At 40.1% G+C, this 13,110-nt stretch carries 9 protein-coding genes and 4 pseudogenes; 7 read left to right on the top strand and 6 right to left on the bottom strand.

Annotated elements, in window-relative coordinates:
- Positions 1–51: 51 nt before the first annotated feature.
- Positions 52–1,407 carry an MFS transporter gene (locus AAGG74_RS14290; RefSeq protein ID WP_429675889.1) on the bottom strand — a complete coding sequence of 452 codons (1,356 nt, stop codon included), beginning with the start codon at positions 1,405–1,407 and terminating at the stop codon, positions 52–54.
- A gap of 226 nt (positions 1,408–1,633) precedes the next feature.
- Between AAGG74_RS14290 and AAGG74_RS14285 the strand changes: the two genes are divergently transcribed.
- Positions 1,634–2,533 carry a CPBP family intramembrane glutamic endopeptidase gene (locus tag AAGG74_RS14285; RefSeq protein ID WP_429675888.1) on the top strand — a complete coding sequence of 300 codons (900 nt, stop codon included), beginning with the start codon at positions 1,634–1,636 and terminating at the stop codon, positions 2,531–2,533.
- On the opposite strand, the gene AAGG74_RS14280 is transcribed toward AAGG74_RS14285, so the two are convergent.
- Together AAGG74_RS14280 and AAGG74_RS14275 are read right to left on the bottom strand one after the other, a co-directional pair.
- Complete coding sequence (locus AAGG74_RS14280) at positions 2,530–4,599, bottom strand: thioredoxin domain-containing protein (protein ID WP_429675887.1); 2,070 nt, start codon at positions 4,597–4,599, stop codon at positions 2,530–2,532. The genes AAGG74_RS14285 and AAGG74_RS14280 overlap by 4 nt on opposite strands.
- 63 nt (positions 4,600–4,662) lie before the next feature.
- Positions 4,663–4,785, bottom strand: a pseudogene (locus AAGG74_RS14275) (EamA/RhaT family transporter); the annotation flags it as partial.
- 187 nt (positions 4,786–4,972) lie between these two features.
- On the opposite strand from AAGG74_RS14275, the gene AAGG74_RS14270 reads away from it, so the two are divergent.
- The 3 genes and pseudogenes from AAGG74_RS14270 to pssA all read left to right on the top strand — a co-directional run.
- On the top strand, positions 4,973–6,133 hold the full coding sequence (locus AAGG74_RS14270; protein ID WP_429675886.1) for an FAD-dependent oxidoreductase: 1,161 nt from the start codon (positions 4,973–4,975) through the stop codon (positions 6,131–6,133).
- Positions 6,134–7,033: 900 nt separating this feature from the next.
- On the top strand, positions 7,034–7,630 hold the full coding sequence (locus AAGG74_RS14265; RefSeq protein ID WP_429675885.1) for a TetR/AcrR family transcriptional regulator: 597 nt from the start codon (positions 7,034–7,036) through the stop codon (positions 7,628–7,630).
- A 165-nt stretch (positions 7,631–7,795) separates the two neighbouring features.
- Positions 7,796–8,182, top strand: a pseudogene (gene pssA, locus AAGG74_RS14260) (CDP-diacylglycerol--serine O-phosphatidyltransferase); the annotation flags it as partial.
- Between the two features lie 10 nt (positions 8,183–8,192).
- Here pssA and AAGG74_RS14255 read toward each other — a convergent pair.
- Positions 8,193–8,371 (bottom strand): annotated as a pseudogene (locus tag AAGG74_RS14255) (DUF255 domain-containing protein); the annotation flags it as partial.
- Positions 8,372–8,681: 310 nt separating this feature from the next.
- Here AAGG74_RS14255 and AAGG74_RS14250 point away from each other — a divergent pair.
- Complete coding sequence (locus tag AAGG74_RS14250) at positions 8,682–9,593, top strand: Tat pathway signal protein (protein ID WP_429675884.1); 912 nt, start codon at positions 8,682–8,684, stop codon at positions 9,591–9,593.
- A gap of 528 nt (positions 9,594–10,121) precedes the next feature.
- On the opposite strand, the pseudogene AAGG74_RS14245 reads toward AAGG74_RS14250, so the two are convergent.
- Positions 10,122–10,400 (bottom strand): annotated as a pseudogene (locus AAGG74_RS14245) (GNAT family N-acetyltransferase); the annotation flags it as partial.
- Between the two features lie 93 nt (positions 10,401–10,493).
- On the opposite strand from AAGG74_RS14245, the gene AAGG74_RS14240 reads away from it, so the two are divergent.
- Positions 10,494–11,276, top strand: a complete 783-nt coding sequence (locus AAGG74_RS14240) for a hypothetical protein (protein ID WP_429675883.1) — start codon at positions 10,494–10,496, stop codon at positions 11,274–11,276.
- 44 nt (positions 11,277–11,320) lie between these two features.
- On the opposite strand, the gene AAGG74_RS14235 is transcribed toward AAGG74_RS14240, so the two are convergent.
- Positions 11,321–12,658 carry an MFS transporter gene (locus AAGG74_RS14235; RefSeq protein ID WP_429675882.1) on the bottom strand — a complete coding sequence of 446 codons (1,338 nt, stop codon included), beginning with the start codon at positions 12,656–12,658 and terminating at the stop codon, positions 11,321–11,323.
- Positions 12,659–12,810: 152 nt separating this feature from the next.
- Here AAGG74_RS14235 and AAGG74_RS14230 point away from each other — a divergent pair, with 152 nt between their 5' ends.
- The gene (locus AAGG74_RS14230) at positions 12,811–12,966 is read left to right on the top strand and encodes a hypothetical protein (protein WP_202923598.1); all 156 of its coding nucleotides are present in this window, start codon (positions 12,811–12,813) and stop codon (positions 12,964–12,966) included.
- Positions 12,967–13,110 lie beyond the last annotated feature (144 nt).

Below are 13,110 nucleotides of genomic sequence, written 5' to 3'. Positions count from 1 at the left end.
GTGTTGAAGGAATTGCAAAGAGATCAGTGCGGCAGATCCGCACTGATGTTTTTATATTTGTTTTGCATTCGTATTAGGACCGAAGCAGATTAACAGAACAGAGCATGCGAGCCAGCAGCCGCCGATAAATAAGAAGACACTGACATAGCCGAGCTGAACGGCGATAAACCCGACGAGCAATGAGCCGAAAATGTTTGAAAAGCGGCCGAGGCCATAGGCTAAACCGCTGCCAGTTGAGCGATATTCAGTCGGATAAGGTTCAGACGTATAAGCGTATAAGTTCGAGGTGAAAACCCGTTCTGTGATATTCACGATAAAGCCAAACACAACGATCATGAGCGGAATAAAAGTCATGCCGTATAAGAGGCCGGCGATGGCTGTCAAAAATGCGCTGGCGGCTAAAATCCATTTTCTTTGAAATGATTCAGAAATCATGGAACCAAGCAATGCGCCAAGCGGAGCGCCAACGGAATGCAGGACGTTATACCACAACGTATTTTCCATTGAGATGCCATTGCTTTTTAGCAGGCTTGGAACCCATGAGGCAAATCCGTAAAAACCAAACGTTTCAAAAATCCATACGGCCGATAAAACGATCGTGATTTTTAGATTTCTTCCTTTCAATAATCCAGCATAACCCGCATGCGGTTGAACGGTTCCGCTTGTTTTAGGCTGAACAGGTGCTGGAAGCGGCCCTTTCTCTTGTGCGACCTGAGCCTCAACCCTGTTAAGAATCGCATCAGCTTTTGCATATTCACCACGATTTTCGTGCCAGCGGGGGGACTCTTCGAGACGGCGAATGAAGAAAAAGTAAATAAGACCGACACCTCCCCATACAAATACGAGCCTCCAACCCCACGAACCGAGCGGAATGACGAAGGCGGATACAATATTGGTAATCGGAACGCCGATCAATCCAATCATCGCACAGAAAGAAATATATTTCCCGCGAACCCTGGAAGGGAAAAATTCTGCCAAATAGCTATTTGTAATGACCATGGCCGCTGCGACACCAAACCCGGTGAGAAAACGGAACGCCATTAAAGACGGGATATCCCATGCCACGGCATTGCATAGCGATGCGATTGAGAAAACAAATACAGATAGATGTAAGGCTTTTTTTCGGCCAACTTGATCGGATAGCCTTCCTCCTATTGACGCGCCTAAAAACATGCCTAAAAATGAAGCTGCTGTTACATTGGCGATGGTTGAAAGCGGAATGCCCCAATGCTCGATCAGTGCCGGCGCTACATTGCTGAGAGTAAATAAATCTGCCAAATCAAAGAAATAAACAATGCCAAGAGCAGTTAACACTTGGAAGTGAACACGAGAAATCGGAAGGCGGTCTAAACGATTTGCTGCGTTTGAGAAGGGGTGCGTATTCTTCTGTTTGAAGATTGTATTCATAATAAAACTCCTTTTCAGTAGTAAGAAAAGACTGAAATCTCTCTCTTGAAAATATTATAAGTATCTTGATTCATTGGCGACAGAGTTCAAATCACTAGATCGAAGAATTAAATTCGGGCTTTTTCTATTATTTTTCGCTTAAAAGATATGTAAAACCGTAGATTCATAGATTGATTTATGCAAATATATAGTCATATTCTCAGGGAAAGGAAGAGACATAGAAGGAATGAGTTCATTTATCCGTCCTATAGAAGGAAATAATACATTGTGGAGATATTTTTTCGCCTTTTTGGTGATGGTAGGTTTATATGTATTTGGGAATATTGCTTACCTTTTCGCAATTCTGCTTACAGTTATTGTGAATCCTGATATCACGTTTGATTTGGATGAAGCTGTGCTGAGCGATCCTCTGGTTGATCTTTATTTGGCTCATGTGATTTATTTATTTGCCATTCCAGGGGTGTGGCTGGCTGTGCGCTTTATTCTCAAACGTCCTTTTCGAACGATCATCACACCAAATTCAAAGATCAATTGGCGGAGAATTTTCTTTGGTTTTATCGCTTATTTCTTGTTGATGATTGCCGTACAATTGCTTGATTTCGCGATTCATCCTGACAGCTATTCCGTACAGGATTTTAATGCTTCACGGTTTACCTGGCTTCTGGCGGCGGCCCTCATTTTGGTTCCGTTTCAAACATCAGCGGAAGAACTGTTCTTCAGAGGGTTTTTGCTTCAAGCTTTCGGGAGAATAACGAAAAACCCGCTTATCTTAACTTTGATTGTCGGAGGCTTGTTTGGCGTTTTGCATTTTGCGAATCCAGAAATGAACAATGGCGCTGTCTGGGCAGGAATTGAGTATTTAACCTTTGGTTTTGTATGGACCTATTATACGATTAAAACAGGCAGTATTGAAATCTCACTTGGCGCCCATGCCGCGAATAATATGTTTTTGTGTATATTTATTACAGAAAAAAACAGTGTGTATGGAGGAATTCCTTCTTTATTTACGGTTATTCGGGGGAACCCAATGTGGGAAGCTTTAATTACGATAGCGGTCAATCTTATTTTTGCGGGAATCGCTTTATGGTACCATAAGAAATCACAAAGTAAGCAGCAAGGGTCTTAATCCCTGCTGCTTATTAACGTTTGGATGGCTTGTGTAATATTTGTTGTCGGCTGTTGGCAAGCAAAGTTTTCACAAATGTACACGGTTGTTTTGCCTTCTATGATGCGGTATTCTGCCGCGAATGGCGCAATGTCTTTACATTGATCTGGATGCTCCGCCACCAAAATGGAGTCGTTGGGAATAAAGGCTTTTTGCAGTGCCGTTATGATTTGTTTTCTGTCTGGATCGTCTGCGCTCCCCAAAATAACGATTTCTTTTTTAGGCATGATATGCTTCAATACGCTTTGCATAAAGAAAGCATGTCCGCTTGCATACGCATCGATCTCGGGCTTGAATACGGAGAACATCGTTTCCGCTTTTTCAATCAGTGATAAGTCGCCTGTAACCTGTCCAAGACGGAGAAGCTGAACGGCTGCCACACTGTTTCCAGAAGGAACGGCGCCGTCGTATACTTCTTTTTCACGAACGATTAAAGCTTCTGCATCGTGTCCGGTGAAATAGAATCCGCCGTGTTCCTCATCCCAAAATAAGCCGATCATATCGTCTGTCAGCTTCTTCGCTTTTTGTACATAAGAAAGATCAAACGAAGCTTCATAGAGATCAAGATAAGCCCAGAGGAGAAAAGCGTAATCGTCGATGAAACCTTTGTTTTTCACTTCTCCCTCTCGATACCGGACCATCACACGGCCGTCGATGATTAAATGGTTTTCAATAAAGGTGATAGCGTCTTTCGCTAAGCTGAGATATTTCGGTTCCTCGTATACCTTTGCTGCTTTGGCGAGACCAGCGATCATCAGCGCGTTCCATGACGTCAGCACCTTATCATCGACATGCGGATAGGTTCTTTTTTCTCGTGACTTTAAAAGCTTCTGTCTCGCGTCCTCAAGCTTGAGGCTGAGCTCTTCCTCGGTTAAACCAGCATCAGCTTTGATTTGGTCCCGCCTTGTGTGAATGAGGTTGGGAATATTTTTACCTTCAAAATTGCCTTTTTCAGTGATGTCATACACTTGGCAATACAGCCTTCCGAGATCGTTTCCAAGTGTCTTCAGGATCTCTTCCTTAGACCACACATAGTATTTTCCTTCTTCTCCTTCTGTGTCTGCATCTAAAGCGGAGAAAAAGCTTCCGTCTTCATGGGTCATTTCTCGCTGAATGAATGTGATGATCTGCTCGCAAATCTTTTTGTAGCGGCTGTTTTGCGTAACCTGATATGCTTCTGTATAAGCGGTCAACAGCAATGCGTTGTCATACAGCATTTTTTCAAAATGGGGTACGAGCCACTCATCATCGGTCGAGTAGCGGGCGAATCCATAGCCGATATGATCGAATATGCCGCCATTTGCCATGCTGTCCAGCGTTTTCGTCACGTTGTATAAAGCATTCTCCTGCCCTGTATTGTGATAATAACGAAGTAAATACATCAGCATATGAGGCATCGGGAACTTCGGCGCCTGCCCGAAGCCGCCGTAGATCGTATCAAACCCGCTGGCAAGCTGCTGGAATGTCCGGTGAATTGCTGATTCGCTGAGGCCTTCACCTGATTTAGCAGCTGTTTTGGTCTGCAGGTGCTTAGCGGCATTCTCCGCAATATCTTCAACATGCTCGCGGTCGTTCGCAAACGTCTCAGAAAGCTGCTCAAGCACATCAACAAAACCGGGACGATTGAATTTACTCGTCTTTGGAAAATATGTACCCGCATAAAACGGCTTCTGATCAGGCGTAATAAATACATTCAGCGGCCAGCCGCCCTGTCCGGTCATCAGCTGGCAGATTCTCATATAAACAGAATCCACATCCGGCCGCTCTTCCCGATCGACTTTAATCGCCACAAACCGTTCATTGAGAAGGCGCGCAATTTCTTCATCCTCGAAGCTTTCATGGGCCATGACATGGCACCAATGGCATGTCGAATAGCCGATACTGACAAGAACCGGCTTGTTTTCGCGTTTCGCTTTTTCGAAGGCTTCTTCTCCCCACGGGTGCCAGTCAACAGGGTTATGAGCATGTTGAAGTAAATATGGGGACTTCTCAGCGATTAATCTATTGGGTTTACTTTTGTTTGGCATGGGATCACCTTCTTTCTATAATTAGTGTATATTTAACTTAACACACTTTCTCAAAAATAATCCCTATTTCTTTATATAGCTGACTGTTCTAGTATTGTACTTAGGAATACGTATTACCCCCGAAGCGGTTAAAACGCCTAATATAACTAACACAGTCCCAATAACTTGAAATACCTTTATTGGTGTTCAGTTGCAAAAGAATTGCACATGTCTGAAATCCAGTCCCTAATTTTTAAAGCAGATGGGATTAGTGCATGTTTTTTTCTATCTTTAGATAATATCCATAAATAGGGGAATGCGACCTATTGTGTTTGTTAACTATAACCGTCTAAAATATAAACCGAACGGTCTGTTTGAAGAGAGGGTGATAAAAGTGAAAGAAAAACATGTTTTAATTATTGGTGGTGGAATTGCTGGAGTAGCAATGGGGATTTTTTTGAAAAAACAAGGGATTAGTTCATCCGTTTATGAAAGTTATCCAATTAAAAAAGACGCTGGTGCTGCTTTTGGAATCTTTCCAAATGGAATGTATGTGTTAGAAGAAATCGGTTTAAAACAAGAAGTTTTAAGAAATAGTTGGAGCATTAAAAACTTTGAAATGTACAATATGTATGGGACTGTCATGTCAACTATTAGTCTCGTTGATGAAGACAATAATTATTACCCAATGCAATACATTACTAGATCAAATTTAATGAGCATATTGTTCGAAAAAGCACAAGATGAGGGAGTTTGTATTCATTACGGAAAAAAACTAATAAATTTGCATCAGGATGAAACCTCGGTTACAGCTTTTTTTGAGGATGGAACGCAAGAGACAGGAACTGAACTAATTGGAGCTGATGGTATTCATTCAAAGATAAGACAAAATATATTTAACCAATGTTCCATGGTTTATGCGGGCTATTCAATTATTCAAGGAATTGTTTCTTCGAAGGATTTATGCGGTAAGGATTATGAAGAGCTTGTAGTTTATTCAAAAGGAAACAATAGTATGATGATTGCAAGATGTCATTCTGGAGATATAAAGAACTATCATTGGTTGTCTTTTGTTTTTTCAGATCGAAAAGTTTCTTCGAAGGAGCTAGAACAAAAGACGTCCGAAGAACTGAGGATAGAGTTGCTAAGATTATTTAAAGATTGGAGTGATCCTATCTCTAGTATGATTGAAAATTCAAGTCAAATACATGTAAGAAGCCGATTTGAATTTAAACCATTAAAAAGTTGGTCAAAGAATAGAGTCGTATTAATTGGTGACGCTTTGCATGGCATTTCTCCCATGACAGGTCAGGGCGTGTCCCTTGCACTTGAAGATGCAATGTATTTATCTAAATTAATGTCCGAACATGATTATAAGGATGCCTATTATTATTTTGAATTCGATCGCAAACCAAGAATTCAAAAAGTCAGGAAAATGGCTGAGATAGAGAACGAACCGATGTTCTTTGATTTTGACCTCTATAAAAATCCAATTAGTGTTGCTGAAAGTACAGTAAGCACTATACATGATAATAAAGAAACAATGAACAAGTGACTGTCAATAAAAAAGAAGATACCCTGTGGCTGTGGTATCTTCTTTATCTTACTGTGCCGATATGATTTTTCTTGAATTTGAAATTATTTTCAGAGATTATTTTTTTGGAAAGTAAAGGACAAAAAAAGAATTCTTTTAACTGTTTTTTTGATAAAGATATGATTATAACTTTTGTCGGTTTTATTTTAATCATAATAATCATCTCCTTATTGATCAAATGTATTTACTGAATTATATTTTAGACACATAGTTTTATAAGGAATAAAATCAAAAATCACGCAATAATAATAAACCGATCGGTTTGTATAATTAAGGTGAGAAGATTTCACAATTTCAGAAAATCAAGTAGTCTACACGAAATCGCTCTTAAAGTCTTGAACTTTTAGTTTTGTTTTTCTGGCAGGTATGTTTACTATGCTTGGTTACAGTATGTATTTAATAACGGTATCCTGGTATGTTATAAATGAGTTAAACTCCCCATCATTAGTTGGTTTTACTTATTCATGATTCTGTTTAGTCAAGCTAATGGCCTGGCTATTCTTACATTTTTTCAGTACTAATTGGATTTAGTTTAGTACTATGCTAATCTTTATCCCGTTTTATACAATAGTCCAAGAAAGTACACGACCGGATATGATGGGAAGGGCATGAGCATTGTGTTTTTAGCATCTCATGGATTTAACCTTGTGGCCTTTGCTATTATTACTCTAGTAATTGCCATGGGAATCCATATTCATACAGTTATGTTAGTGGCGGGAATTGTTTGTTAATAGCGGGAATCATTATATATTTCAATTCTAGGTTTTCAGAAATATTAAAGGGAGAACGTGTTTTGATTTAAATATGGTAAAATGACAGAAGATGACTGAGTAAAGACGCTATAATGAAAGGATAGGAAGTATGACAAGTAATTCACCGGGAAAAAGAAAAAGTGAAAAGACAAAAAAAGAGTTGATAGATGTTGCTCGCGATTTATTTGCAAAAAAAGGCTATTCAGAAACGTCTATAAGAGACATTCTAACTGCAGCCAACATTAGTAAAGGGAATCTTTATCATCATTTTAAAGGAAAAGAGTTTTTATTTCTGCACATTATGGAAAAAGACACTCAAGAATGGATCGATGTTTGGACAGAAAAAAATGGGCAATATAAAAATGCGATTGAAAAAATGTACGGTTTAGCAGAATTTATGATTGAAACCAATATTAATTATTCTCTATTAAATGCCAGCGAGGAATTTTTTGCTAGTGCTTTTTCATCTAAAGAGGTAGTAGAACGACTAACTAAATTAGACGAACAATATTATGTGATTATAGAAGATATTTTGAGTGAAGGCATCAACGATAGAAGTTGGGTTATTGATAACATACAAATCACTTCAAAAATTCTTTCTGGGTTATTTTACAGTTTAGATACTTTATATCGAAATGATTCCATCCAACAAAAAAAAGGGCTAATAAAAGAGGCTATAAAGATTTTTATTAAAGGTATTAGTTAGAATATTATTGGTGTAGGTAATTATTGTATTGTAAACTCAGAGCTTTATAATTTAAAAATCCTCTCCTAGTCTATAATAAACCGTACGGTCTGTTTATAATTTTTTTATAGCAGATTGGGGTCTTAAATAGGAACAATAATAATTGACTGAAACGGAGAGGACGTTTTGAGCTATATACCATGTATCGTTACAATAGGAAACTTTATTTGTGGACTTTTGGCTATTTATTCATTATTATTTCTCGATATTTATTCTGCAGTGATTTTTATTTTCACAGGTTTAATTTTGGATATCTTCGATGGCATGATTGCACGTAAGCTGGATGCCGTCTCTGATATAGGGAGAGAGTTAGACTCATTTGCAGACTTAGTTATCTTCGGGATAGCTCCATCTATGCTTGCTTATAGTATGACTTTATCGACACTGCCTTTTATCGGAATGTTATGTGCACTTGCATACGGCGTTTGTGGAATGATTAGGCTCTCTAAATTCAATGTTGAACAAAGCAACCTTCCGACATTTATTGGAATGCCGATTCCATTTGTGGCTGTGTAGCTATACGGACATGGCACCAATGGCATGTCGAATAGCCGATACTGACCAAAACCGGCTTGTTTTCGCGTTTTGCTTTTTCGAAGGCTTCTTCTCCCCAGTGGTGCCAGTTTACTGGTTGTGGGCGTGTTGAAGGAGATATGGTGACTTTTCGTTGATTAATCTATTGGGTGTATTGTTAGTGGGCATGAGACCATCTTCTTTCGTGTTTTTCTCTAATAAACTTTATAACATATTTAACCTTACCACAGATAATAAAAAAATACCTTAGTCTATAGGTTAACTAATAGTTTGGAGAATTTTCAGGGGTTAGCACTTCTGCAGTTGCTAACGTAATAACAAAAGCGTAATAGGGACGAACATGTTTATAGTATATGGAATATTATAGGTTATAAAGGTGAATTTACGATCGTTTTCATAATAATACTAATCCTTTATAGCAGTTAAAAAAGTAGAAAGGATTTAAATATAGAATTTAATTTTGTAGGAGGTTTAACTAATGGGTCGGTCACCATTGCCAAATGCAGTTATTACAGCAATGGCTTCAAAAAAACATCGTTTATGGCATTATCTTTGGCATGGGTTTCGAAACTCTTGGGAGGGACTTGACTGTAAAGAACGTGAAAAATTATGTGAGACTCATCCAAATTGGGTGCCGCCACGGCCTGCCCTTGATGCCGATGGAAACCCTAAACGGGATAATGATTCTGGTGAAGACTTCCTTTACATGCATAGAACAATGATCATGATGGTCAATAAAATCTTAGTATGTGAAGGTGAGATTAACTATCCTTGGGTTCAAGGCTGGAGTTGCCTTCCCAAACCTTTGGATCAACTGTATCCTATTTTGCCGGTTTATGAAAGTCATCGTGTACCAAGGGAAAGAATCGAGTTGGAAAAATCTGTTGATAGATATTGGAGTTATTTTTCAGGACTTGAAAACAAATTTACTGATCCCGACTATTTAAGTAGTGTAACGATGGGGCAGCTTGGCTCTGATATTGAATTTACAATTCACAACAGTATGCACATACGTTGGTCAGAAGAATCAAAAGTTGGATATATGACCGAGCCCAAATTAGGAGATCCTATAGATGATATGTGGAACCAGCCTGAGTATAACTGGTTAGGTGATGAATACGCTGCTCATGTGAATCCGATTTTTTGGAAAGTGCATGGTTGGGTTGACGATCGAATCAATGATTGGATGAGAATCAATCAAAATGAAGATTATAAATGGAAGGGAACATGGATTGGTGACGAAAGAATCCTGCAATCACATGATGATCATGGTCAAACTCCTCCAGCCCATGCAGACCATGAACTAATAGCAGAGTTAGAGTATTTAGCAGATTTCTTAGGGAGTACCGGAAGACGGCGGAGTTCTTATGATCTTCCGAAAATATGTTGATTCACTTATGAGAGAGGATTCGGCTTCCTATTCTGTAGTCATATTCAACGTATACGAAATGCATGTGGTCTTATATTAAAAGAAATCCAATTCACGCCCATTTGTTCGTCACATGCTGAAGAAATTTATAACGAAGAATTGTGTAAAGCTAGGTGTTATAGAAGGAAGATAGAGTAAAAGGGAAAAAGAGGAACAAAATGAAAAAATAAAATGATTGATAGTTGTGATACTAAAGTCTTTTTACAGGAAAAAACTTTTGTGTTTTGAGCCTCATAGCAAATTGAGATGGGAAGTAGAGAGTTGAGAGATAGTGTTACTTATGGTACGGATAATAAATGCAGAAAAAGATTTGGTCACGTTAGACATGGCAGGGGAAAACATACCGTTGCCTGCCGCCGAGGCTTTTACGGAGCTTTTTTATATCCGGCTTTTAGGAAAAAGAAGTGAGTGTTACGCTCGCTTCTTTTTCACGCCAAAGATCTGACCTTCTTTTTTATTTGCCGGCATACGCTACATATTTGCGATTCGTTAACGGCTCTCTTCCTTTGTCATCAGCACATAGGGGATACCGTCCAGCATAATTTCATCAGATGCTGTCTGGTAGCCGAGTTTTTCATAAAAGCCTGCCGCCTGTGTCTGGCCGTACAGTTTGAAGGCAGAAATGCCTTGTTCTATCATTATACGTTCTAACGTATCGACGATCACTTTGCCAAGTCCGCATTTGCGATAGGGCTTCAGAATGCAGATTCTTTCAAGTTTTCCTGCTTGATCAACGATACGGACCCGAGCTGTGCGAGCAGATTCATTCTCGTAATAAACCTTTAGCTCGTTCAGAGATGTCTTTAGTGTGCCATCCCTGCATATAATGATTCATTCAGCTAATAAAGGAAGGTGGCTGCATTGAATCTGTATGACATCAGAATGGCTCCTTATTGGTTTTATGGAAGACTTGTACAACATCCATACGTATTGCGGCCGCCTGCTTCCTCGCGCGCAATCATTGCATCAGCTCGAGGGGATGTAACGGGAGACGGCGTGATTGACGAAGTCTTTCTTACTGGCACCCAAATGACTGACAGCCCTTTATGGAAAAATATGATACTGATGATCCGAGATGGCAGAAGCCAACAGGAACAGCGAATTCAGCTTCAAAACAATATGGGGTACAATCCGTCTCTTTTTCTCGGGGATATGACAGGCAATAAGATTGATGATGTGGCGGTGGTGATAGATACCGGCGGAAGCGGAGCCATGATATATGCGTATGTTTTTGCTAATCTCAACCGGCGGTTCAGACAGATTTTTAATTCGGATATGTTTAATGCTGAATTGAAGTACAGTGTGAAGTATCAAAACCAATATAAAGCGAGCGTTATTAGTCATCAGCAAAACCAAATATATATCCTCGATCTTACTTACAAGGGCAGGGAATATTTGAATGAAATTTATACCCAGCAGGGGGTTTTGAAGATGCCGATAGAAGGCTGGGTGAATCCCTTGTCTGGATTGTATCCGGTTGATTTTGACAGAAACGGCACATACGAACTGCTGGCGTATCAGCGGATAGCGGGGCGTTATAACGCTGATACGCTTGGATATGTTCAAACCGTATTGGCCTGGAACGGTCGGAGTTTTGCTATTGACCGCCAGAATGTATCGATTTTTGGTAGTGACCTATCGTAAGGATTTTTCTATCCAGAAAAAGAGTGCTTTTCAGCAAGCACTCTTTATTCCAGCTTAATCCGTTTGACTTCCCCTAACACAAACACATAAAAAACCAATCCCAGCAGCAGGACAAAACCTGCTACGAGAAAGCTGAGTGTAAAGGAGCCTGTCACATCAAACAAATATCCTGTCAATGAAGCGGCAATAATGCCTCCGAACAGGTTGTTTGCGAGATTCACCATGGAACTCAGCATAGATACAGAACCGATCGGCGCCAGCTCTGCAGAAATGGACCAGCCGACTGGAGCCGTTGCGGAAATACCGGCAAGGCCGATTGAAATGCAAACAATCGCCACAGTGATATTGTTCGTCAGAATGGAGCCTAAAAAGAAAAAGCCGAAGCTCATTCCGACAATGATCACGGTTCGGTACACCTTGGTGTTAGAATAGCCTTTCTTAATAAAGAAATCGACGAGCCAGCCGCCAACCGCAATTCCAGAAATGGTTGAGATCAGCCATGGCACAGCTGTAAATAAACCGGACGACATGAGATCCATCCCATATGTATGTTTAAAGAACGTCGGAAGCCAGGTAAGCAGCAGGTTGAATGTATAGCCGTATCCTGTAAATCCAATCATTAAGCCCCATACTTTCCGGTTGGAGAAAAGTTTTTTTAAAAGCGGTCCCGTTTTGTAAGGGATTTTTTCTGCTGTGACCGCATTGTGCTTTTGAATATAATTCAGCTCACTTTTAGAGATGCGTTTGTGCCGTTTTGGCTGCTCATAATAATGCCAGAAAAAAATCGTAAACAGCACGTTGATGCATCCAATTGTAAAAAAAGCGACACGCCAATCAAATGTGGTGACAAGAAAGGCGACCAACGGCGCACCGAGCACGTTTGAAAACTTTGCGGCTGAGTCGAACAGTGAGTTTGCCAATCCCCGCTCACTTGGAGGAAACCATTGAGCAGTTGCCTTAGAGGCGGCAGGGAACGCAGAGGCGCTCGACAGCCCAATGAGAAACCGGAACAGATACAACAGCAATTTTCCCTGCAAAAAAGCAAGAAGAATCGTTAAAATGCTCCATATTGTCATTCCAACCCTCGTGACCCATGCCACGCCAAACCGATCCAGCAAACTCCCGACAGGCAGCTGCATCACTGTATAGGAATACGTGTAAATAGAAAACACGATGCCCAGTTCGGTTGCTGTAAGGTGAAACGAATCTTGTATCGCAGGGGCGGCCACTGAGATGGCGACACGGTCAAAATAATTCAGAACAATAATGCCGCTGAGTAACGAAGATATGTACCATCTCGTATGTCCAGGCCGTTTCACCCGCTCTTGACTCATAAGAAAACCTCCTCTTTCAATAGCATGATCTCTTGATGGAAATACCATTCAAATTTTACATACCACAGTGCGTTTTCGCGTAAACGGACAGCTTGAATTTCATTGAAAAACCAGGTGCTTTAGCAGGAGGGATAAGATGTCCTCGTTGTTTATAAGGTGTTATGATTGTTTTGCGACATGTCTGTGATTTGGAGGATATAATGAGAAAAAGGTTATATATTTTCGTTTTATTAATCGTTGCAGCTCCATTCACTATTCATCTTTTTGTAGACAATGAAAGTATTCATACAATAAGTAATGTGATAGGTTTTGTTGTCATTTTGGTGATGGCCGTTGTGCTCAGAGTGATTTCTTAGGGTTCTGCTAACAGCAAAAGCGGCGTAATCTTGCGGGGGATGTTTGGGCGCGGAAGTGGTTTTACAATGAAAAACACCTCCAAGTATTGGTTTCGGATCACAACTATCCGATTTCAAACTTGAAGGTGTTTTTTACTTGTTTTA

It is taken from the genome of Bacillus mexicanus, from assembly GCF_050445615.1.
In the GTDB taxonomy this organism is placed as follows: domain Bacteria; phylum Bacillota; class Bacilli; order Bacillales; family Bacillaceae; genus Bacillus; species Bacillus mexicanus.
This window is presented reverse-complemented; position numbering and strand designations above follow the sequence as displayed.